We start from the raw sequence: 24004 nt of genomic DNA on the forward strand, positions 1-24004 counted from the left end.
AGTATCTTTATCCTGATATTATTTTTGACAAATATCTACCATATTCATTTTTAAGCATTGGTTTTGCAATCATCTCTATCTCAGAATCAGTTAACCATCCTTTGCGCCAAGCAATCTCTTCTAAACATGCCACCTTTAAGCCTTGAACATGCTCTATTGTTTGTACAAATGAAGATGCTTCATGGAGGCTTTCATGAGTTCCTGTATCTAGCCACGCATAACCACGGCCTAGTAACTCAACATTGAGAGAACTATCTTTTAAATACATGTCATTAATCGCAGTAATTTCCAACTCGCCTCGATGTGAAGGTTTTACCTGTTTTGCAAATTCAATGACTCGATTATCATAAAAATATAACCCGGTTACTGCAAAATTAGATTTGGGTTTGACGGGTTTTTCTTCGATAGAAATTGCCTTCATATTGCTATCGAACTCAACAACACCAAAACGTTCCGGATCTTTAACCTGATAACCAAATACGGTTGCCCCCATTTTTCTTGCAGCAGCATTTGTCAACGTCTGGCTAAACGTATGACCATAAAAAATATTGTCACCAAGTACTAGGCATACCGAATCATTACCAATGAATTCTTCACCAATCAAAAAGGCTTGAGCTAATCCATCAGGGCTTGGCTGGACACCATATTGTAAATTTATGCCAAAATTCCTACCATCACCAAGTAACCGGACAAAGCTGTCATGATCTTCAGGTGTGGTTATAATTAAAATATCCCGAATTCCAGCTAGCATTAGTGTTGAGAGTGGATAGTAGATCATCGGCTTATCATAAATTGGCAAAAGTTGTTTAGATACACCACGTGTAAGTGGGTATAAGCGAGTACCTGAACCACCGGCTAAAATGATACCTTTCACTGTTGTTCTCCTACTCCTAAGCGTTCCATACTGTACGATCCATCTAACACACGACTCCACCACATTTTGTTATTCAAATACCATTCAACTGTTTTACGGATACCGCTTTCAAAGGTTTCTTGCGGTTTCCAACCAAGTTCGTGTTCGATTTTACTCGCATCAATTGCATAACGAACATCGTGCCCAGGGCGATCTTTCACATAAGTAATAAGATCTTGATAATAATCTACACCCTCTGGTTTATTTGGAACTAACTCTTCTAGTAATGAACAAATATTTTTCACTACTTCAATATTTGCTTTTTCATTGTGACCACCAATATTATATGTTTGACCGATTTTTCCTTCTGTCACAACTTTATAAAGAGCACGGGCATGATCTTCGACAAATAACCAATCACGAATTTGCATGCCATCACCATAAACCGGCAATGCTTTGCCATCCAATGCATTAAGAATTACTAGTGGAATCAATTTTTCAGGGAAATGGTACGGTCCGTAATTGTTAGAACAGTTAGTCACAATCGTTGGTAAACCGTAAGTTCGTAACCAGGCACGAACTAAATGATCACTTGATGCTTTTGAGGCTGAATATGGTGATGATGGCTCATACGGTGTTTTCTCCGTAAATAATTCATCAGTTCCCTCTAAATCTCCATATACTTCATCTGTAGAAATATGGTGAAACCGAAATTCTGATTTTTTATCACCATCTAGTTTGTTCCAATAACTACGTGTAGCCTCAAGTAAAGTATAAGTACCAAAAATATTAGTTTTGATAAATTCTGCCGGTCCATCAATTGAACGATCTACGTGGGATTCTGCAGCCAAGTGCATTACCGCATCGGGTTGATGCAGTGAAAAAATACGTTCCATTTCAGCTTTATCACAAATATCCGCATTCTCAAATATGTAACGATTATTTCCAGCGATGGAAGTCAAAGATTCCAAGTTACCAGCATAAGTAAGCTTATCAACATTAACTACAGAATCTTGCGTTTTTTGAATAATATGACGCACAACGGCAGAACCAATAAAACCAGCACCACCTGTCACTAATAATTTCATAATATACCTTTAACTTGATTTAATCTTAATTCTTAATAATTCAGCTTCGACTCCATCGGCTTCTATTATTAATATGGTTTCTTGGCCAATATTTATCAAACCATTATGATAACGAGCCTTAGTAGCCTGTTGTAAATGTGGATAACGAGCTTTATAACCAGGTGTTTGAGTTGGTCCTTTAAGTTCTGATATTTTTTTATCAAGTACCATCGAAGTAAAATGGCCTAACTGCCTATCTTTTTGGTCGATGACAACACAATTAAAACGAATTTGATCATTTACAACCTCTAGTTGTTCAAACCAAAATAAATAATCATAATTTTGAGTAAATTTTTCAACCTGAAGGCCAAAAGTTGAGAATTTACTATTTAAATTATATTCAGCAAAGACCTCTTCGGCTAAACCTTGCTTGCGAACCTTACCAGCATCAATCCATACAACCCTTGGTGCGAGGCGACTTATTTGATGCTCTGAATGACTTACAATAATAACAGTAATATCGGATGCAATTTTTTCTTCCAAAGCCTGCTCTGCTTTTTGCTTAAAACTTACATCACCAACACCTAGCACTTCATCAATCAGAAGTACATCTGGAGATACATATATTGCTATTGAAAATGCAAGCCTGGCTCTCATGCCTGAAGAATATATTTTAACTGGTTTTTCAAAAAAATTTTGCAGTTCAGAAAATAGCTTAATCTCATCAAGCTTTTCTATAATATCCCTCTTGCTATAGCCAATTAACATACCACTAATAATTGCATTTTGACGACCAGATAAATTAGGATCAAATCCTGCAGCCAATGCCATCAAAGAAACACTTCTACAATGGTGAATCACCGCACCTTTATCAGGCTTAATAATTCCAGCAAGTAAACGTAATAATGTTGATTTACCAGCACCATTTCTACCGATAACACCTAGCGTTTCACCTTTGTATACATCAAAAGAAACATCTTTCAACGCTTGGTAATATTCATATTTAAAAAATGATTTTCGTTCTTTGTATGTTACGCCAACATTTTTTAGTTCAATAATTTTGTCTTGTTCTTTTGCCATTATTCTAAAACCACTCTAGGCAAGATATATTCTAACTTTTTATATGCTAATGTAGCCAGCGCAATCAAAGCCATACTAAATATTGCAACAAAACCAAGCCGTTCATAGTTTGGAGTAACTCCATCTACTAAAACATCACGAAATGCCACTAATATAACAGCCATAGGGTTTAAGAAAAAATAATTAATCGCAATCTCTGGAATGTCGTGATGGCTAAAAAAAATGCCCGAACAGAACATCATAAATTGCAACCCTGTTGGAATAATAAAAGACATATCACGCACAAAAGGAACCAACAATGCCGCAATCAATGAGCAACCAATAATCAATAAAAATTGAACAAATATAATTGGGATACTATGTAACCAAACTAGTGATGGTGAAATACCGTAAAGAAAAAGGAAACTTAATAGCAGAATAAATACAATAATCTGTTTAACTGAATCTTGTACGACGAATGTTAATGGAAAAAATAACTTTGGAATGTAAAGCTGATTCATCAACTCCTTACCATGTAAAATGCTGCTCATTGTATGACTAATCGTTTTTGAAAACCACAACCATGGAATTAAACCGGTTAGCAAGAAAGCGACATAATTTTCTCCTCCTCTGGCGAGTAAAAAGGAAAATACCACATAATAAACTACCATATGGAGTAATGGTTCAATGACCCACCAAGCGTAGCTTAAATAGTTAACTGACGCTTCAGAGCGTAAATTCAAACTAGCTTTAACCCAAATAAGCTCTAATGTGCGCTTTAATTGTATTGAATGCATAATCAAATTTCCAAGCAACTCCATTCAGGATAGTTTTTACGAATATAAGCGTTTAGCTCCTTTTCCGCTTTACTGTATTGGGGCGAGGTCGGCAGTTGATTATCACTGAGCACAGAATCAACCATACCCGCCCCGACTGTCACATTACTTTGGCGATCAATCACAATAAAAGCACCGGTTTGTGGCAACCTATTGTATTCATCCAATACCACCTTATCGGTCAGTTGAACCCGAGTTAAGCCAATTTCATTCAGCACCAGGCTTTCAGCCTGCTCTGCGTATTTCTCCAGTGTATTCACATCCACTTTATGCTTGATGACTGCGACCTTGCCATTACAACTTTTAGTGGCGAATTTGAATAGATACTCTTTATTAGCAAACAGCGGTGTTTCACCCATCCACACCATATGCGCTTCGAACTGACGGGTCACTGTGGCTCCACTGCCACTGTGCACTAACATATCGCCACGCGAAATATCGATCTCATCTTCCAACCTCAAGGTAATTGCCAAACCAGGATGGGCAGATTTAAGCTCACCGTCGTAGGTGTAAATCGATTTTACTATCGATGTCTTACCTGATGGCAAGGCCGTGACATTATCACCCACTTGAACAATTCCAGATGCCAGCGTACCGCAGAACCCTCGAAAATCTAAATTTGGCCGATTCACATACTGAATAGGGAAACGCATATGTTCTAGATCTTTATCTTTAGACACCTTAATCGTTTCAAGTAACTCCATTAAGGTCGCCCCTAGGTACCACTTCATCTGCTCACTCGGCGCCACTACATTATCGCCTTTCAAAGCTGAAATAGGTACAAAATGGATATCATCAATTTTGAAATCTTTTGCCATCTCGCTGTAATCGGCCTTAATACATTGATAAATCTCTTGGCTGTATTCCATTAGATCCATTTTGTTCACTGCCACAATAATGTGTTTAATTCCGAGCAAAGAACAAATGTAACTGTGACGTCGGGTCTGTGTCTGAATTCCACGACGCGCATCAACCATTACAATCGCTAAATCACAGGTCGAGGCACCGGTGACCATATTTCGGGTATACTGCTCATGCCCCGGTGTATCAGCAATAATAAATTTACGTTTATCTGTAGAGAAATAACGGTAAGCCACATCAATAGTAATACCCTGCTCTCGCTCAGACTGCAGACCATCGACCAACAGAGCTAAATCAAACGCTTCATTGGTAGTGTTGAATTTTTGCGAGTCTTTTTCGATCGCAGCCATCTGATCCTCATAAATTAATTTAGAATCAAACAGTAGGCGACCAATTAAAGTAGACTTACCATCATCGACGTTACCACAGGTCAAAAAACGCAATAAATCCTTGTTTTCATGTACCTTTAGATACGCTTCAATATTTTTAGCTATCAGTTCCGAAGAGTGGGACATAATTCTACCTATTGTGTATAAAACTGAGTAAGTGCACTGATGAAATCATTTTTCACAGCCACAGGTAACTTATTAATACCAGCGGCAGCCTTACGCCCACCGCCCGTAGCAAATTGACTGCACAGTTCATCCGCTCCCATCCGCTTGTTCAGTGGTGCACGCAGACTAACTGTGTAGTCATTTCCGTTAGGGTTTAATGTTAGAACTGCATGGGCTTTATCGGGATTGTGATTGGCCAGCTGATTGGCAAACACACCGCTTATACGTCTTGCCCAAGGTTCCGATGGCAATTCGTACACTTCACAATTTGTATCGCAGTAGGCCACCTTTTGCTCCATAGCACATGTATAATCCTGTGTATAACCCTGCTTTAAAGTAAAAAATGGCGAATCGATAGCATCCATTAATTCGAAAGGGCTTTCATAACGAATCAACATACGAAACAGCTCCGCAGGTTGAATGTGGAGATCGGCCACCTCAGCACCATAACCATTATAATTGATTAGCGTGCCCAGCTCTTGTAAGAACGCTGTGGCTTGTTGTGATAAGTTGAGTTGTTTTGCTAGACTAAAGGCTGGCTTAAACAAATTATCCCCAAACGCGGCAGCGATTGCCCAATGAACATAGCGCCCGTTAAGATACTGATTGATCAACAAACTGGTACACATTTCTGCATCCAGATTAATCAATGTATGAAGATTTTCCGTAATTGGAATCTCTCCACTACGATGGTGATCACAATAGAAAACCTCAATCCCACGGCCAAGCAGTTTTCGTAACGATGTGTGATTTTTTTCCATTGAAATATCGAGTACCGTCACCGAATCTACATCATTGCATCGCACAACTTCCTCTAACAGTTGAATATCTCGCTTAACTCCAGTAATTAACCGGCTGCTTTTAGGCTCAGCCAAGCGTAGTTGCAGCAACGCAATAATGCCGTCTGCATCACCATTAAACACATCGTAATGCATTAGATATATCCTTGCTGAATCAGGTGCTGAATAACCTGTTCAGCACACTGTGCAACCGACTGATTGGCCGTTTGAATATGAATATCTGCATTCTCAGGAACCTGATAGTCTGAATCAATCCCAGTGAAATGCTTAATTTTTCCAGCTCTTGCCTTCTTATATAAACCCTTAGGATCTCGCTGTTCACACACAGCAAGCGGAGTATCAACAAATACTTCTAGGAACTGACCATCAAGAAGTAGATCGCGCACCAGCCTACGATCGGCGGTAAACGGCGAGATAAAAGCTGTGAGTACAATCATGCCAGAGTCAACAAACAACTTCGCAACCTCACCAATACGGCGAATATTTTCAACTCGATCCGCATCACTAAATCCTAGATCTCTATTCAAGCCATAACGAAGATTATCGCCATCAAGCAAATAGCTGTGTTTACCTAGTTTAAGTAAACGATCCTCGACTGCATTCGCTACAGTCGACTTACCGGATCCACTCAGCCCGGTGAACCACAGAACAACAGGGGTCTGCTGTTTTTGTGCTACACGGTCTTGATGCCTAACCGTAGTGTTATGCCAGACAATATCCTCCGATACTGCATTAACTATTTGTTTTTGATTGGTCATCACAGAATAATCATCGTTATTAAAATGGGAAAAACATCGGAATAGTCACGAGCGCAATCACCATATAAGTGAGCGATACTTTCCAGCCAGCTTTGATGAAATCACTGAATTGGTAATTACCTGCATTCATTACCATTAAGTTGGTTTGATATCCATACGGGCTTATGAAACAAGCGCTAGCTGCATAAGCTACAGCCATCACGAAAGGCATCATATTCACTGAATAAGCCTGTGCCAGCGTCAATCCGATGGGCACCATAATTGCGGCAGCAGCGGTGTTAGTAATGACTTCCGTTAATAACACAGTCACAATAAAAACAATTACTAAGGCAAAATAAGGAGAAACACCATGCCCTAAAAGCCCGACAACCGAAGACGAAATCCAACCTGCTACTCCCGAATTGGTAAAAGCTTGTGCGATTGAAAGCGCACAAACCAGAATCAACCATAGTTCAAATGGAAAACGACGGCGAATCGTCGTTCCATCCAACAACCCGCTAAACACAAGTACGGCCAGATAACCGACCAGCGATTCAAGCAAAGATAGTGGCGTCATCACAGAACACAAGATGGTTGTAATAAATCCACCTACTACTACTACGTTCTGCCACAAGCTGTAAGGAGTAAGTATTTGCTTTCCTGAAATAAAAAAGAAATTGCGGCTTAAATTCTGACGTTTACTGAAATCGTTGCCGACTGCGAGTACTAACTTATCACCAGCCTGAATTTTCTGTTCACCCAACTTGCCAGATAAACGTTGTCCCTGGCGGTTAATCGCCACCACAGCAGCATCAAAACGTGAACGGAAGTCACTACTTTTTAAAGTACGGTTAATCAGTACAGATTCAGGGCTAACAATTACTTCCGTCAAATTACTGGTCAACAACTGACTGAAGTCTGCAAAAACTTCCACACCATCTAGCTTCTGTATCTGTCCTACATGCTTAACATCACCAGTAAATACTAATTTATCATTGGCACAAATCACTGTTTCCGGTGTAACAGGCGAAATCAGCACCTGATCGCGCACAATCTCAGCTAGAAATAACCCATCTAAAGCACGTAATCCATTTTGCCGAACACTACGCCCCACCAGTTTACTCGTATGCTTCACTTCCGCGTCAATAAAATACGAATCCACTTCTGGCTGTCGGTAGTTAACAGCAGATAAACCGCGCACGCTGATGGTAGTCACCAGCCCGACACCAATCAATAACATGAGCCCAACTGGGACAAAGGTCAAAAAATGCAGCGCGGGGAGATCATTGCTCACCAACAATGCGTTAACGACAAGATTGGTCGAAGTACCGATAAGAGTAATAGTACCGCCTAGAATGGCGAAATATGAAAGCGGTAACAATAAACGTGAGGCCGAATGTTCCTGATTACGCTGAACCGCCGACATTAGTGTCGCAACCACCGCCGTATTGTTTAAAAATGCTGAGCTCAAAGCCGTCGTCAAACCAAGACGAAACAGCGTCGCTTTATAATCAGGCAAAAAAACTCGGCTCGATAACCAAGGCAGAATAGCTGAACGTTCCAAGGCCAGAGAAACAATCATCAGAAGAATTAGCACCAGCACAGATGGGTTGACCAGATTCCGTAAAATATCACTCTGCTCAATCTTACCACTAGCATACAGGCCACCAATCGCCACAACAAAAAGAACCGAGGGGCTCACCCGGGTTAAAATCAACCCAATCAACAGACCAACAATAATAAGCGCAGTGGTAACCATATCAGACCTGAATTTAAAAATAACCTTCGCGTTTTTTCTTTTCCATCGAACCCGAAGAGTCGTGATCAATCGCCCGCCCCTGACGCTCTGATGTCGTCGTGAGCAACATTTCCTGAATAATCTCAGGTAACGTTGTCGCTTTTGACTCAATAGCCCCAGTCAATGGATAACAACCCAAGGTACGAAAACGCACCATTTTTTCTTGAATTTGCTCTCCCTTATCTAGGATCATCCGTTCATCATCAACCATTATTAACATGCCACCACGCTCCACAACAGGACGCTTCTTCGCAAAATAGAGCTCTGGTATCTCGATATTTTCTAGATAGATATATTGCCAAATATCCAGTTCTGTCCAGTTAGACAATGGGAAAACGCGAATACTTTCGCCTTTATTTACTCGCCCGTTATAGATATTCCATAACTCCGGCCGCTGGCTTTTAGGATCCCAACGATGATGCTCATCTCGGAAAGAATACACTCGTTCTTTTGCCCGAGATTTCTCTTCATCACGACGAGCCCCACCAAAAGCAGCATCAAACCCATATTTATCAAGCGCTTGTGTCAGCCCCTGAGTTTTCATAACATCCGTATATTTAGAACTACCATGTAAAAATGGATTTATATTCATTTCTAGGCCTTCTGGATTCTGATGAACAATAAGATTCATTCCCAGTTTTTTCGCCATATAATTGCGAAACTGAATCATTTCTTTAAATTTCCATGTTGTATCTACATGCATAAGTGGCAATGGTGGTACTCCTGGGGCAAATGCTTTTTTAGCTAGATGTAGCATCACCGAAGAATCTTTACCTACAGAATACAACATTACTGGATTATCAAACTCAGCTACCACCTCGCGTATAATATGAATTGATTCAGATTCAAGCTGCTTTAAGTGAGTAATTCGCTTCGAAGTAATCATTTTAATCCTCTATCTATCTAAAAACCTGAAAAATCATAACAACAACACTCACCATCAACCCAAACTATAATTACATCAAAAAATATATGGGCCGTAAAATGAACTCACTGACTTCCTTCCTGAAATGGAAATTTTGGCACGCTACCGCCCTTAGGTATCGCACCTAAATGCGCTGTGCTGGAATATATTTGTCACGAAGTCTAAACCAATCACCTCTTTAGGGCTAGTCATCAAAAGGCGTAACTTACGCCTTGCGATCACAATGTAAAAACCATCGCCTATAATTTGCGCAACAAGGGACGTTTAGGTTCTAGCCCCTTTCTTTCCTCGCTCTTCCTTTCCTGCTACTATTTCGCCAATTTATTTAGCATAAGGCAAAAAGGTTATGATCATCGTCACTGGCGGCGCTGGCATGATTGGCAGCAACATCATTCAAGCACTTAATCAACGTGGTATTACCGATATTCTGGTCGTTGATCACTTAAAAAATGGTCGTAAATTCAAAAACCTGGTTGATCTACAAATCGCAGACTACATGGACCGAGATGATTTTCTGGCACAAATCATGGCTGGGGATGATTTCGGGCCAATTGAAGCGATTTTCCATGAAGGTGCTTGTTCAGCCACCACCGAGTGGGATGGCAAGTATGTGATGCTCAATAACTATGAATACTCAAAAGAGCTGCTGCACTACTGTTTAGAGCGCGAAATTCCGTTTCTGTATGCTTCTTCTGCGGCCACTTATGGTGATACCGATACTTTTATTGAAGAACCACAATACGAAGGCGCGCTGAATGTGTATGGTTATTCCAAACAGCAGTTTGATAACTATGTGCGCCGCCTGTGGGCAGATGCAGCGCAGCATGGCGAAACTCTCTCGCAAATTACCGGTTTTCGTTATTTCAATGTCTATGGCCCACGTGAGCAGCATAAAGGCTCGATGGCGTCGGTGGCATTCCATTTAAATAATCAAATGAATGCAGGCGAAAATCCAAAACTGTTTGCAGGCAGCGAGCACTTTAAACGTGATTTCGTGTACGTCGGCGATGTAGCAGCGGTCAACCTGTGGTTTTTAGAGCATGGCATCTCTGGTATTTTTAACTGTGGCACGGGTAAAGCGGAATCGTTTAATGAAGTGGCTAACGCAGTAATTGCCTTCCATGGCCGCGGTGAAGTGGAAACCATTCCATTCCCAGATCACCTAAAAGGCGCTTATCAAGAGTTTACGCAAGCTGACCTAACTAAACTGCGTGGTGCAGGCTGCGATGTGCAGTTTAAAACCGTAGCACAAGGTGTCGCAGAATATATGGCGAAAATTAATCGCCAATAAGATACCTCACCTAACCGCCTCCACCCTATGATAAAAAAGGGGGCGAGGAAAAAATAAAAGCAATCATACCCTCACCTGAAAAGGTGAAATACAAAATAGAGAGAACAGTATGAAAATCGCGGTAGCAGGAACTGGGTACGTAGGTCTGTCCAATGCATTACTTCTAGCCCAACATAATGAAGTCGTTGCTCTCGACATCAATGCAGAAAAAATTGAGATGCTCAATCGTCGCCAGTCACCGATTGTGGATCAAGAAATTGAACAGTTCCTGACCGAAAAAGAGCTCAACTTCACCGCGACCACCGATAAAATCACCGCCTATCAAGGTGCGAGTTTTGTCATTATTGCCACGCCAACCGATTATGATCCCACCACTAACTATTTTAATACCGCATCAGTCGAAGCGGTGATGCGTGATGTGATGGAGATTAATCCAGAGGCAGTGATGGTGATTAAATCAACCATTCCAGTTGGTTACACGGAAAAACTCAAACAAAAGCTGCAATGTTCCAACATTCTGTTTTCACCTGAATTTTTGCGCGAAGGTAAGGCGCTGTACGATAACCTCTACCCTTCACGAATTATTGTTGGCGAGCGAAGTGAACGAGCACAAACGTTCGCTAACTTGTTGGTGCAGGGTACGCTCAAGCAAGATATTCCGGTGCTGTTTACCAACTCAACTGAAGCGGAAGCGGTAAAACTGTTCTCGAACACTTATCTTGCGATGCGCGTTGCTTACTTTAATGAGCTGGATTCCTATGCCGAAGTGCATGGCCTCAATAGTCGCCATATCATTGAAGGAGTTGGGCTCGACCCACGGATTGGTACCCACTATAACAACCCATCGTTTGGCTACGGTGGTTATTGTTTGCCAAAAGATACCAAGCAACTACTAGCCAACTACCATGATGTGCCGAATAACATCATTGGCGCGATTGTCGATGCCAACCGCACTCGTAAAGATTTTATCGCCGATTCAATCATTCAACGCCAACCTAAAGTGGTAGGAATTTATCGTTTGATAATGAAAGCGGGATCAGACAACTTCCGAGCCTCTTCGATTCAGGGCATTATGAAACGCATCAAGGCCAAAGGTATTGAAGTGATTGTGTACGAACCAGTGCTTAAAGAGGACCACTTCTTCCACTCGCGCGTAGTTCAAGATCTTGAAGCATTCAAACAACAAGCGGATGTGATTGTCTCTAACCGTTTAACCAAAGAGCTAACAGACGTCGCGGACAAAGTTTACACTCGTGATTTGTTTGGGACGGATTGAACGCAGAATAAGCTCATAACTATATGATTAACAATTTAAATTATCGGGCTATTTACAACAAGGTAGCGATGTAAGAGATAACGATGAAATATTTAATCATTGCCCCTTCTTGGGTCGGCGATATGGTGATGTCACAGTCACTCTATATCAAATTAAGACAGCAACACCCTGATGCGGTGATTGATGTGATGGCCCCTGCTTGGTGTAAACCAATTTTAGAGCGCATGCCTGAAGTGAATCAGGCAATTGAAATGCCACTCGGCCATGGCGATTTTAACCTGCTTGGACGTAGAGCGATTGGTAAGTTGATGCGTAATCATTATGATCACGCCTATGTTTTACCTAACTCAGCGAAATCGGCTTTAATTCCTTGGTTTGCCAATATTCCGGTACGTACTGGTTGGAAAGGCGAGCTGCGCTATGGGCTGATCAATGATTTGCGCTCTAACAAAAAAGCCTTTCAGTATATGGTTGAGCGCTATGTAGCATTAGCACATCCACGCCAACAGATGGTTAATTCATCATCGCTAGGTGGCCTTGAGCAATTACCACGGCCAAGCCTATCGATTGATAAACAGATTCAACAACTGACTCGTGATAAATTCTGCCTTGATTCACCACGAGCAGTACTCGGTTTATGTCCAGGTGCGGAGTTTGGTCCCGCCAAGCAATGGCCGAGCGAACATTATGCCGCTGTGGCAAGCGCAATGATCGAACAAGGTAAACAGGTGTGGCTATTTGGTTCAGCGAAAGATAGCAAAACCACTCAAGCTATTATCGATCAGCTAGCGCCAGCTTTACGTGAGCATATTGTCGATCTCGCTGGTAAAACCAGCTTAATTGAAGCGGTCGATATGCTGGCATGCTGCGAAAGTGTAGTCAGTAATGATTCTGGCTTAATGCATGTTGCAGCCGCAGTTGGTTGTCAGGTGGTTGGCGTTTATGGTTCAACATCGCCTCAATATACGCCGCCGCTCGCGAAAAAAGTGGCAATTATTCACACTGATATTGAATGTCGACCATGCTTTAAACGTGAATGCCCACTAGGCCATTTAAAATGTCTGACAGAACTTGCACCGCAACGGGTGATTGACGCTTTACAGCACTTCACTCTTGCCGAGCAGGAGTAACTCGAACGATGCGTTTGCTCTATACCCTACTCTTAATCTTGGCTAGCCCGCTACTACTCTATTCTCTGTACAAAAATAGAGCAGAAAAACCCGCTTTTGGTTCACGTTGGAAAGAGCATTGGGGCTTTACTCCTAAGATTGATGGACAGCATCCGATTTGGATCCATGCCGTTTCTGTAGGCGAGTCTATTGCGGCAATCCCTGTGATTAAAGCACTGAAACAAGCTCAACCGCATCGAACGATTCTGGTTACTACCACAACCAGTACAGGAGCAGAGCAAATCGCTAAGCTCGGGGATTTGGTGGAACATCGTTATATGCCATTGGATTTTGCTTGGTGTGTACGCCGTTTTTTGCGCACCGTGCAACCAGCACAGCTGTTGATTGTGGAAACCGAACTGTGGCCAAATACGTTACGGACTGTCCATCAACAGAACATTCCCATTACGGTCATTAATGCCCGCCTCTCTGAGCGTTCTTATCTGCGCTATCAAAAATTTTCCGCGCTATTTAACTTGATCCGTCCTTACGTTGACCAAATTCTTTGCCAATACCCAAGTGATGCTGAACGTTTTATCCGTCTAGGCTTTCACCCTGAACAAGTACAAGTTACCGGCTCAATCAAATTTGATATTGAAATTCCGCCTACTGTTATTGAGCAAGGGCACCAACTGCGCCAACAACTTGGTGCGCAGCGCCCAGTATGGATTGCCGCCAGCACTCACCAAGGTGAAGACGACATTGTGCTTAATGCACACCAAATATTATTAAACGATTTTCCTGATGCATTACTGATTTTGGTTCCACGCCATCCAGAACGGTTTGATGGCGTATTTGAGCTATGTACTCAACACGGTTTTACAACCCAGCGTAGGACTTCACCAGCATCAATTGATACCAATAGTCAGGTTTACCTCGCCGATACCATGGGTGAAATGTTACTGCTACTCAGCGCGGCGGATATCTGCTTTATGGGTGGAAGCTTGCTGGGCGATAAAGTAGGTGGACACAATCTGCTTGAACCCGCCGCATTAGGCAAGCCGCTACTTAATGGGCCAAGCTACTATAATTTTCAGGAGATAGCAAAAATGTTAATTGACCTAAATGTAATGACAATTTGCCTTGATGAAAAACAAATCAAATTTAAGTTGAACATTTTTTTTAAAAACCATGAGCAAATAAAATCACATAAAATAAAACTTTTAGATTTTTTTAAAAAAAACAATGGTGCGGTAACCAAAACATTGGAATGTATAAAGTCACAAATACAGAGAACCGCATGAAATATATAATCATACATATGAAAAACCAAAAAAAACTGCTTTCATATTTAGCCATAATCCTACCATCATTACCTATATTTGGTAATGCATCAACTGTATTTGGCCTATCAATACTGTTACTAATTTCAATATATAACATAATAAAAAACAGAACCCCACCCCATCCGGGAACAATCCTAATTATAATCACATTTTTAATGATATTACCGTTATCAATACCCCATGTTATATTGGATAGTGGTAGATTAGCAGCGCTAGACATTCCTACAAGATATCTGGCTGGTGCCATTATTATATATGGCTTGGTTAATAACAAAATCAACATTGAATATTTATTTGCTGGTATTTTCTTATCTAGCTTAATTAGCTTTCTTATATACCCTGTTTATATGGGAAGTATTCATGAATTAGAAAGATTCAAAGGGGTAATATTTGGAAATCAAACAAAAATATTATACATAGCCTATCAATCCATGATAAATACTGCATTTTCATCATTTGCTCTTTTTTTCTTCGCAAAGAAAAATAAATCAAAGCTATCTATAATAGCAGTTATATCCATTGTTTTATCACTAACAACTGGGATTATGAGCGGCTCAAAAGTCATATTCCTTACAATCCCTGTATCTTTAGTTTTATTTGTTTTTACAATATCTAGAATGAAACACAAAACAAAACAAATTAGTACTGTAATATTAATAATATCAACTGGTATTTTTTTATTAATAATTCCAAAAACCACTGTTTACTCTCGTGCCATGCAGGATATCAGCGCATTGCACTCAGAGCAAAAAACATCAACAAATTTAAGAATAGAAATGATTAAATTTTCATGGCTAGTTTTTAAGGAAAATCCAATTCTAGGCCTAGGCTATACTCAACTTGGTGAGTATAGAAATAAATTAATAAAAGAAAATAAATTAAATTTAACATTATCAAAAAATATGGGTAAAGGCTCTCTTCATACAGAAATCGGCACAAGTGCGGCGACGAAAGGGATTATAGGGATAATTATTATATTTTCATTATACATTACACCAATATTTTCGTCTTTGATTTTTTTAAAGTCGAAAAAAATCAATATTGATTCTCATTTATTAATGTGTATATTAATAACCACTTTTTTTTTAGCAGGACTTACAGAAACATTATTAATGAACACCTCGACCTCATCATATTACATATTAATACTTATATTAGTATTACTTACATTTGATAAGTCATCAATTAAAAACAAGGGCGTGTAGTCTATGTATCTTGAATACTGTACAACTAAATTAGGCAACTTTGGGGATGATCTAAATCCTTGGATATTTCCTAAGCTAATACCTAATGCATTTAAAAATGGAAATGACAAAATCGCTTTTCTTGGTATAGGTACAATCCTAGATCAAAGAAGAGTTGAGAGAGAAAATCTTCATTTAAACCAAGCTAACATTGTTTTTAGTTCTGGAGCTGGATTTGGAAAACCACCTACCTTAGATAAGAAATGGCATATTTATTGTGTTCGAGGAAGTCATACTGCAAAACAGTTAAAAATAGATAACACTAAAGTGATCGCAGATGGAGCTTATCTACTTAGAAATATTGTCAATTTTAAAAATATTAAAAAGAAATATAAAGTTTCCTTCATACCACATCATGGTAGTGAAGATTATACTGACTGGGCAAAAATATGCGAACAATGTGGTATTAATTTTATATCTATGCGTCAATCCGTTGATAATATTTTACAAGAGATGTTGGAAACAGAAACCATAATCACCGAAGCAATGCATGGCGCGATCGTTGCTGATGCATTACGAGTACCTTGGATTCCTGTGAGCTATAGCCCTAAATTCATGTTAGAAAAATGGCAAGATTTTGCTGGTGCCCTCTCGATTGATTTGAGTGTCGACACACTACCTTTCCATGTACATAAAAAACTAAATCTAGGACAAAATGTTGAAAACTCATTAAAAAGAACATTTAGAAAACTTGGGGTGGGCCCAATCAAATGGGACAGATTGCCTAGTGCTTACAAAAAATCCAGTACTGCACAAATGGATCAACTCTGTGAACAGTTATTGAATCTATCAATTAATGGAAAGCAGCATCAAAGTACAGATATTGTTGTTGAAGGTGTAACCCAAAGGCTAACCGAAACATTGGATATTCTTTATACTGATTACATTAGTGGTAAGTTCTTTAAATAAAAAGAAACGACAAACCATGGACATGACTATATTCATTAACACGAATGCAACATGTTCGCATTGTGAACATAGTCATTTAACACCACGTAGTTGCGGGTGGTGGGAAATAAAAGATTATTATTTTTTATACCCCGCAAGCAAATCCGGCCAATCGGATAACTGCCAGTGAATATTGGCTCGTTCCTGCTCTTTGTGAAAAGATCGCAGCAGGCGCTCAAGGTTACTGGATTTCCAGCTAGAACCAGCTTGCTGCGCGCATTTATCAAAATCAATTAGCCATACTTGGTTATCACTATCGAGTAAAATATTGTGAATATTCAAATCAGTATGGTTAACTTGGGCATGATGCAACTTAGCGATTTGTTGGCCAATCTGCTGATACACCTGATGATCCAACGGGCCAGCCTGTAATACCGCCACCAGATCACGTGCATTCGCCACTTTTTCACTCAAAATATCGGCTTGGTAAACCAAACCACGCCGTACCACTCGCGCAGCGATTGGCCGAGGCACATTTACTCCTTGCGCACGCAAATGATCGAGCAACTGAAATTCGGCGTAACTACGAGTCTTCTCCCAGCCGGAGAACCAGTAGGAATCGGCTATCAACTTGCCAAACAGGCCACCACGACGATAGTGACGCAAAGCTGCAGGTAATGCATTCATTTGCACAAACCAAGTGGTGCCTCTGCCCTGTGCGCTACCAATCACCTTCTCATTCGTTTGCCAGTATGTGGGATCAAACAACGTTTCCAGCGGTTCAGTCACCCATTGGTCGTCATACCAAATAGTTTGATCTTGGTTTAGCTGCTGTTGTCTGATCACGCGCAAGGTTCCTAATCGGCTGGTTTACTCAGCGCTTATTTTACATTTATCAGTGGAGTCTGCATAATTTAGCCTCATTAAATAGATGAGCTTTATTCGATGCCCCTTTTTTCTGCGCCACCTAACTCGGTCTGCTTTGTACGCCTATCAGCGATTGGTGATGTCTGTCATGCGGTTGCTGCCGTGCAAAACCTGCAGCAATTCTGGCCAGAAACTCAAGTTACTTGGGTGGTTGGTAAAGTGGAAGCCCAATTACTGCAAGGGCTGCCCAACGTTGAATTCATCGTGTTTGATAAAAAAGCGGGTTGGACAGGAATCAAGGCGGTTTGGCAACAACTTAAAGGGCGCAAATTTGATGCATTAGTACACATGCAATTGGCGCTGCGTGCGAGCTTGCTGACTCTCGGTATTCGTGCACGATACAAAGTCGGTTTTAGCTTTAAACGAGCCAAAGAAGGTCAGTGGTTGTTTACTAACCGCAAGATTGCTGATACCGAATCAGCCCATGTGCTCGATAGTTTTTTCTCATTCACCGAATTTCTTGGCGTACCGCGCCAAACGCCCAGTTGGAGCCTAGCAATCAGTGTGCAAGACCGTCAATTTGCTCGTACTCAGCTAGGCCAACAACCAACGATTGTGATCTGCCCTGCCGCCAGTAAAGATGAACGTAACTGGCTGACTGAACGTTATGCACAATTTGCTGACTATGTGATTAGCCAAGGCTACCAAGTCGCATTGTGTGGCTCGCCAACTCAGCGTGAACAGCAACTGGCTGCTAATATTAGCCAATTGATGACGCACCCAGTGCTAAATTTGGTCGGTAAAACAAGCCTAAAACAGTTGACTGCCGTGCTTGGCGAGGCAAAGTTAGTACTTGCTCCAGATTCAGGACCAGCACATATTGCCACCACCCAAGGCACTCCAGTGCTTGGGCTTTACGCACACAGCAACCCCAAACGCACCGGCCCTTATTTTAATATGGATGATGTGGTGAGCGTGTACGAACAAGCCGTCACACAGCAACAAGGTAAACCACTCGCTGAATTAGCTTGGAGCACCCGAGCTAAAGGTACTGATTTAATGCAAACCATCACGGTTGATGTGGTAATCAACCAATTTGATCGCATCATGTCTCGCGCCACTCATTTAGGTAACTCAACTCATGGCTAATTCAATACCGACCTTAGCGGTCGCCCTGATCGTTAAAAACGAAGCAAAACATTTACAAGCTTGTTTAGAAACTGTCGCTGGCTGGGTTGATGAAATTGTGATCCTAGATTCTGGCAGCGGTGATGAAACCGAAGCGATTGCTCGCCGCTTCACTGATAAATTTTACGTTAACACCGATTGGCCTGGGTTTGGCCCTCAACGTCGCTTAGCACAGTCCTATATTGAGTCAGACTATGTGCTATGGCTGGATGCCGATGAGCGCGTCACTGAGAATCTAAAAAGAGATATTCAGCAGGCCGTTAAAACGAATAAACCGAATACTGTGTACCAAATTGATCGTTTAACTACCGCATTTGGCAAACAAATTCGCCACTCAGGCTGGTCACCAGATTGGGTAACTCGGTTATATCGCACTAACGATACACAGTACAACCAAGCCTTGGTGCATGAAAGTGTCGAAATTCCCCAAGGTTTTCAAACTGTCTCTTTACAAGGTTATCTAGAACACTACACTTTCGAATATTTACCTCAATATATGGCGAAAACTCAGCAATATATGAAAGCTTGGGCCGATCAGCGTGAGGGGCGTAAAAGAGCTTCATTATCTAGCGCGATCCTACACGGTTTTTTTCGCTTCTTTAAAATGTACGTGATAAAACTGGGTTTCCTTGATGGTCGTCATGGCTTACTACTTGCCCTCCTCAGTGCCAATACTACATTCACTCGTTATGCAGATTTATGGCTGCGCGATTATGTGCGTAGACAGGAGCAAAACCAAAAATGAATATTTGCCACATTAATTTAGCCTCTGGCTACCATGGTGGAGAAAACCAAACTCTCGAGCTCATTAAGCACCAGATCCGCCTAGGTTACCAATTAACCGTAGTCGCCAACCCCAAAAGTCCATTTTTCACACAAGTATCTAATCTACCCTGCCGAGTTGTGACAGCCCGTCATTATCTACTTACACACAGCAAAGCAGTAACCAGAAGCTGTGAACTTGTTCATGTGCATGAAGGTCGGGCCATTTACTGGGCTTGGTTACAGTATTTACTGTATGGAATCCCTTATATAGTCACACGCCGAATTGATAATCCGCTGCGCAGCAAATGGCTATCAAACAAAGCATATGGTAATGCTGCTTTCTTAGTTGGCTTAAGTAATAATATTGCTGCGAAGATTAGAGAAAAATTTCCGTCTCAGCGCATCGAAGTAATCCCGAGCTCTCCGGTTACTTATCCTGTTAATCGCGCCAATGTAGCTCAAATTAAACAACAATTTAAAGGTAAGTTTCTAGTCATCCATGCAGCGAATATGCTTAAACACAAAGGCTTCGATGTCACACTAAGAGCAGCCAAAGCATTAGCTATTCGAACCCCAGAAGTGCATTTTGCTTTACTTGGTGATGGCAAAGAACGTCCAAATTTAGAACTACAAGCCTCAGAACTTGATAATGTTACTTTTATGGGTAAACAGAGCAATATGGGCGACTGGTTTACTGCAGCGGATCTGTTAGTACATCCCTCTTACAGTGAAGGACTTGGCTCGGTCATTTTAGAAGCAATGGGCAGTGGCTTACCTGTCATTGGGGCTCGAGTGGGCGGAATCCCGGATGTTATCGAACCAGATTATTCCGGACTTTTAATTGAACCAGGAGATGGTGGTGGCTTAGCTGATGCGATTGAAGCAATCAGAACAAATCTAGAATTACGAAGCAAACTGGGCGCTGGTCGCGATAAAAAATTGCAGCATTTTCTTATCGAAAACACCGCTAAACGATATGAAAAAATTTACGCTCAGGTTATTGCTCAGAAAAAATAACAAAGCTACGTAAAATTCATTTATCAACTTAGGCAACTCTATTTAAAACCGTTGAGCCAATACCTCAACTAAGGTAACCGATTCCCTATGAAGATCTTAATTTGCAGTAACTACAAAGATGCTTGGAATAGTGTCCGCCCTGAAGCCGAAATGTTTATCGAAATGGCAAAACTGGGGCATGAGGTTACGATTATGACCCAAGGTGATGCTGAATATGTCGCGCGTTTTCGCGACAATGGCGTCAAAATTATCGATTGTTACCCTAGTAAAAAAATTTGTTTGCACACCATTAAAACCCTACGTCAAGCACTACGCGAAGAGCATTATGACGTAGTCTATGCGATGAACTCGAAAACAATTCCTAATGCGGCGTTTGCCTGCATCGGCTTTAAACACACTAAGCTAGTCACTTATCGTGGAACCGTCGGTGGCTTATATCGCCATGATCCGAGCGCCTACTTAACCCATCTCCATCCTCGAGTGAATGGGATTAGTTGCGTTGCGCAAGCGGTGGCGGATGATGTGCGTCAGCGAGTATGGAAACATGCCGAGAAAGTGGTCACTATTTATAAAGGACATGATATTGCTTGGTATCAAGCGCAACCAGCCAATCTGAGCGCACTCGGTTTACCAAACAATGCCTTTACGGCAATCTGTATTGCAAATGCTCGCCCGAGTAAAGGCGTTCATATCCTACTTGAAAGTGCCAAACAGCTTGCACAGCTCACCAACCTGCATCTCCTGCTGGTTGGACGTGATATGGAAACCGAACACAACCTCAAATTGGCTGAACAGAGTGGAATGCGTGAACGCATCCATTTTCTTGGTTATCGCAAAGATGTACCTCAATTATTAGCGGCAAGCCAAGTGCAAGTACAACCTTCGATTAGTGGTGAGGGTTTACCGAAAACCATCATTGAAGCAATGGCGATGGGCGTTCCTTCTGTCGTAACGACGACTGGCGGAGGGAAAGAACTACTGATTGATGGTGAAACTGGCTTTATCGTGCCAACTAATGATGCGGATGCAATCGCAGAAAAAATTGAGTGGCTTTATCATTCCGAGCCAAGCCGCTTAACAATGGGACAGAAAGCTCAGCAACGAATGATCAGCGATTTCTCGTGTCAGGAAAGTGCCAAACAGCACCTCGCTTTCTTTGCTTCACTGCTCGATCACGAATGATCAGCCACTTGTGTGATCAAATCGCGTAATGTTGATTAGCCTAACAACCCAATCCATCAATATGAGTAAAAGATATTGAAATCAAAACCAATTTCCCGAGTAATTTATCCTGGTACGTTTGATCCGATCACCAATGGACATCTAGATCTGATTGAACGTGCAGCCAAGCTGTTTGATGAAGTGATCATCGCGGTAGCGGCTAGCCCCAGTAAAAACACCCTATTTAGCTTGGATGAGCGGGTCTATTTTGCACAAGAGGTCTCTGCTCATTTAGAGAATGTCAGCGCTAAAGGCTTCTCTGGACTGCTGGTCGATTTCGCGCAAGCGCAACAAGCCAACGTACTGATCCGCGGGTTACGTACCACGGTCGATTTTGAATACGAATTTGGCTTAACCAATATGTATCGCCGTTTGATGCCAGGATTAGAAAGCGTATTCCTCACCCCTAGCGAAGAATACGCTTTTATCTCTTCCACTATAGTGCGTGAAGTTGCCATTCATGGTGGTAATGTGGCGGATTTTGTCCCCCCCATCGTCGCTAAGGCACTGCACAGTAAAAAGCTTAGTGATTGAGTATAGTGCAACTGAAGCAACTCACTTGATTACTTCAGTTGCATATATTTTACGGTGTTATTGGCAAGATTTGCGAACGTAAGTAGTAATCCTGCAATTGTGAATATTGTTTTCCCCAATCTGGTACAGGTTGATCCGTTGGTTCGGCTTGATTGAACAACGGATGATGCTTATCCCACTCATAAAATAGCCCAGAACCATCACTATTAAATGCACCTTGTTGATTTATCGTACGCGTCGTATTGAAGCCGATATTGCTCACTTCATCCACCGAAAGTAAATTTTCACCACCTAAGCTAATGTAACGTTGATCTGACAAGCTCAAATGATACAAAGTTGGGAACAAATCTCGATGTGAACCAATCCGCAGTGGATCATAGTTAACTGGAACGTGTTGCAAAATCGATGTAGGTACATTGAGGTAAAATGGTACAGCATAAGTCAGTGCATATTCGCTTGTTTTATCTGTACTGCTATAGCGCATACGATGATCGCCCGCAACGGCAACTACCGTGTTGTTCTGCAAGGTCGCCGACTGTTTTATCCGCTCAATAAACTGACCTAGTGCATCGGCTGCGTATTGGAAAGTATTTAACAGCACTTTTGCTTGCTCACCTTGATAGCCAATCAAACTCGATAAGCGATGACTGATCGCAGTAGGCTTCGGCTGATAATAACTAGGCACTTTATAGGGCGAGTGGTTAGTTACCGTCATAATAAAGAGCATAGTTGGCTGCTGCGCTTGCTCTAAGAGTTGATTGGCAAACTGAAATAAATAGCCATCCGGTACCCCCCAAGCTCCAGCATACTGCTCAGCCTCAGGAAAAACTTCGATAATGTCATTTTCATCATAAACCCGATCAAAACCTTGCACTGGCAAATAGTTGGCAAGGTTGCGCCACATGCCATTACCGCCATACAAAAATGCCACTTTATAACCCGCGCGTTTATACGGCAAAATTGCCGAACTGGGCAGGGCAATGTTCTGAATCGACGAATGGCTAATGGTGGCAATTGGGCTATGAAACAAGGTCATCACTAAACTATCAATCGTTCCTGTCGTTCCCGCCATAAAGCGCTCGAATAAAAAACCTTGTTGCCAGTATGGACGTAATCGGCCTAACAGATCATTGGTTTGTGGATCATCCTCAACCAATATATTCATCCCCATGCTTTCCATCATCGCGACCACCACATGCGGTGGATTATCACGCAAATAATCATTCACTGGGGTTTGATATTCTGGTGTCGCTTGGCCAAGCATTTTTTGCATCTGATCGGTGAGCACTTGTTGTGAAACTGGCTCAAATTTTTGTTGCTGAAGGTGATCCGATATTGCCCAATCGAGCGCCATAAACACATTTGGTGTAAGCATATTCAGTGGTTTAAACGCCGAAACACTGGCGTGATAGCGCTTTAATGGGTGACTATCGAGCGAGCCACGGGCAATCAAAAAAGTCAGCATTACGCTAATAATAATAAGTAGCGCCGTAAATCCCCAATGCCAAGCAAAGCCTAGGCTTAGTTTTCCAATTCTGCTGCCTAAAAACCGGCGTGATGAGTAATACGCCAGCCCACCAATAGCCAATCCTACTAGTGCGCTGCGGATGATCGGATAATCACGCCACAGATTAATCAGCACGGCTTTTGAATCATCCTCCCACAGACCAAAGATAAAGAGGTCAACATAGTGCATATTTCGGAGCATTCCGATCAGTCATTTCGGGATTATCCGATCACCCATTTCGGTTTAAACCGATCACCGATT

22 protein-coding genes are annotated in these 24004 nt (G+C 41.6%); 11 read left to right on the plus strand and 11 right to left on the minus strand.

The genetic code is table 11. From position 1 onward, the window contains the following. Positions 1–7: 7 nt before the first annotated feature. The 9 genes from rfbA to cysD are packed head-to-tail and all read right to left on the minus strand — an operon-like array spanning position 8 to position 9448. Positions 8–874, minus strand: a complete 867-nt coding sequence (gene rfbA, locus PUN32_RS11070) for a glucose-1-phosphate thymidylyltransferase RfbA (RefSeq protein WP_274723271.1) — start codon at positions 872–874, stop codon at positions 8–10. Then, positions 871–1941, minus strand: a complete 1071-nt coding sequence (gene rfbB, locus PUN32_RS11075; protein ID WP_274723272.1) for a dTDP-glucose 4,6-dehydratase — start codon at positions 1939–1941, stop codon at positions 871–873. The genes rfbA and rfbB overlap by 4 nt, the downstream gene beginning before the upstream one ends. A 9-nt stretch (positions 1942–1950) precedes the next feature. Continuing rightward, the gene (locus PUN32_RS11080) at positions 1951–3000 is read right to left on the minus strand and encodes an ABC transporter ATP-binding protein (RefSeq protein ID WP_274723273.1); all 1050 of its coding nucleotides are present in this window, start codon (positions 2998–3000) and stop codon (positions 1951–1953) included. Beyond that, positions 3000–3776 (minus strand): ABC transporter permease, encoded by a 777-nt coding sequence (locus PUN32_RS11085; protein ID WP_274723274.1) that lies wholly within the window; start codon positions 3774–3776, stop codon positions 3000–3002. Before PUN32_RS11085 ends, PUN32_RS11080 begins: the two co-directional genes overlap by 1 nt. 2 nt (positions 3777–3778) lie before the next feature. Continuing rightward, entirely contained in the window at positions 3779–5191 is a 1413-nt protein-coding gene (cysN, locus tag PUN32_RS11090; protein WP_274723275.1) for a sulfate adenylyltransferase subunit CysN, read from the minus strand. An 8-nt stretch (positions 5192–5199) separates the two neighbouring features. Continuing rightward, on the minus strand, positions 5200–6165 hold the full coding sequence (locus tag PUN32_RS11095) for a DHH family phosphoesterase (RefSeq protein ID WP_274723276.1): 966 nt from the start codon (positions 6163–6165) through the stop codon (positions 5200–5202). Continuing rightward, positions 6165–6788 (minus strand): adenylyl-sulfate kinase, encoded by a 624-nt coding sequence (cysC, locus tag PUN32_RS11100; RefSeq protein WP_274723294.1) that lies wholly within the window; start codon positions 6786–6788, stop codon positions 6165–6167. Before cysC ends, PUN32_RS11095 begins: the two co-directional genes overlap by 1 nt. Positions 6789–6807: 19 nt before the next feature. Continuing rightward, the gene (locus tag PUN32_RS11105) at positions 6808–8526 is read right to left on the minus strand and encodes an SLC13 family permease (RefSeq protein ID WP_274723277.1); all 1719 of its coding nucleotides are present in this window, start codon (positions 8524–8526) and stop codon (positions 6808–6810) included. Positions 8527–8539: 13 nt separating this feature from the next. Further along, the gene (cysD, locus tag PUN32_RS11110; RefSeq protein ID WP_274723295.1) at positions 8540–9448 is read right to left on the minus strand and encodes a sulfate adenylyltransferase subunit CysD; all 909 of its coding nucleotides are present in this window, start codon (positions 9446–9448) and stop codon (positions 8540–8542) included. A gap of 388 nt (positions 9449–9836) precedes the next feature. Between cysD and rfaD the strand changes: the two genes are divergently transcribed. The 6 genes from rfaD (at position 9837) to PUN32_RS11140 (ending at position 16665) form a co-directional block, all read left to right on the plus strand. Then, positions 9837–10781, plus strand: coding sequence for an ADP-glyceromanno-heptose 6-epimerase (gene rfaD, locus PUN32_RS11115; protein WP_274723278.1), 945 nt, complete (start codon positions 9837–9839; stop codon positions 10779–10781). Positions 10782–10890: 109 nt separating this feature from the next. After that, positions 10891–12057 carry a nucleotide sugar dehydrogenase gene (locus tag PUN32_RS11120; protein WP_274723279.1) on the plus strand — a complete coding sequence of 389 codons (1167 nt, stop codon included), beginning with the start codon at positions 10891–10893 and terminating at the stop codon, positions 12055–12057. Positions 12058–12140: 83 nt separating this feature from the next. Further along, positions 12141–13187 (plus strand): lipopolysaccharide heptosyltransferase II, encoded by a 1047-nt coding sequence (gene waaF / locus PUN32_RS11125; protein WP_274723280.1) that lies wholly within the window; start codon positions 12141–12143, stop codon positions 13185–13187. A gap of 8 nt (positions 13188–13195) precedes the next feature. Continuing rightward, positions 13196–14470, plus strand: a complete 1275-nt coding sequence (gene waaA / locus PUN32_RS11130) for a lipid IV(A) 3-deoxy-D-manno-octulosonic acid transferase (RefSeq protein WP_274723281.1) — start codon at positions 13196–13198, stop codon at positions 14468–14470. Then, the gene (locus PUN32_RS11135; RefSeq protein WP_274723282.1) at positions 14467–15717 is read left to right on the plus strand and encodes an O-antigen ligase family protein; all 1251 of its coding nucleotides are present in this window, start codon (positions 14467–14469) and stop codon (positions 15715–15717) included. The genes waaA and PUN32_RS11135 overlap by 4 nt, the downstream gene beginning before the upstream one ends. A gap of 3 nt (positions 15718–15720) precedes the next feature. After that, positions 15721–16665, plus strand: coding sequence for a polysaccharide pyruvyl transferase family protein (locus PUN32_RS11140; protein ID WP_274723283.1), 945 nt, complete (start codon positions 15721–15723; stop codon positions 16663–16665). Positions 16666–16782: 117 nt separating this feature from the next. Here the strand turns inward: PUN32_RS11140 and PUN32_RS11145 are convergent, their stop codons facing one another. Further along, entirely contained in the window at positions 16783–17490 is a 708-nt protein-coding gene (locus tag PUN32_RS11145) for a 3-deoxy-D-manno-octulosonic acid kinase (RefSeq protein WP_274723284.1), read from the minus strand. 99 nt (positions 17491–17589) lie between these two features. Here PUN32_RS11145 and PUN32_RS11150 point away from each other — a divergent pair, with 99 nt between their 5' ends. The 5 genes from PUN32_RS11150 (at position 17590) to coaD (ending at position 22236) form a co-directional block, all read left to right on the plus strand. Next, positions 17590–18660, plus strand: coding sequence for a glycosyltransferase family 9 protein (locus PUN32_RS11150; RefSeq protein ID WP_274723285.1), 1071 nt, complete (start codon positions 17590–17592; stop codon positions 18658–18660). Next, positions 18653–19444, plus strand: a complete 792-nt coding sequence (locus PUN32_RS11155; protein ID WP_274723286.1) for a glycosyltransferase family 2 protein — start codon at positions 18653–18655, stop codon at positions 19442–19444. The genes PUN32_RS11150 and PUN32_RS11155 overlap by 8 nt, the downstream gene beginning before the upstream one ends. Then, a complete protein-coding gene (locus PUN32_RS11160) occupies positions 19441–20481 on the plus strand; it encodes a glycosyltransferase family 4 protein (RefSeq protein WP_274723287.1) in 1041 nt (346 codons plus the stop codon). The genes PUN32_RS11155 and PUN32_RS11160 overlap by 4 nt, the downstream gene beginning before the upstream one ends. A gap of 87 nt (positions 20482–20568) precedes the next feature. Further along, entirely contained in the window at positions 20569–21663 is a 1095-nt protein-coding gene (locus PUN32_RS11165) for a glycosyltransferase family 4 protein (protein ID WP_274723288.1), read from the plus strand. 75 nt (positions 21664–21738) lie between these two features. After that, the gene (gene coaD / locus PUN32_RS11170; protein WP_274723289.1) at positions 21739–22236 is read left to right on the plus strand and encodes a pantetheine-phosphate adenylyltransferase; all 498 of its coding nucleotides are present in this window, start codon (positions 21739–21741) and stop codon (positions 22234–22236) included. A gap of 49 nt (positions 22237–22285) precedes the next feature. Here coaD and PUN32_RS11175 read toward each other — a convergent pair whose 3' ends face one another. Then, positions 22286–23932: an LTA synthase family protein gene (locus tag PUN32_RS11175; RefSeq protein WP_274723290.1), complete on the minus strand. Its 1647-nt coding sequence runs from the start codon at positions 23930–23932 to the stop codon at positions 22286–22288. Between the last annotated feature and the right edge of the window lie 72 nt (positions 23933–24004).

It is taken from the genome of Vibrio chanodichtyis (assembly GCF_028863985.1).
In the GTDB taxonomy this organism is placed as follows: domain Bacteria; phylum Pseudomonadota; class Gammaproteobacteria; order Enterobacterales; family Vibrionaceae; genus Vibrio; species Vibrio chanodichtyis.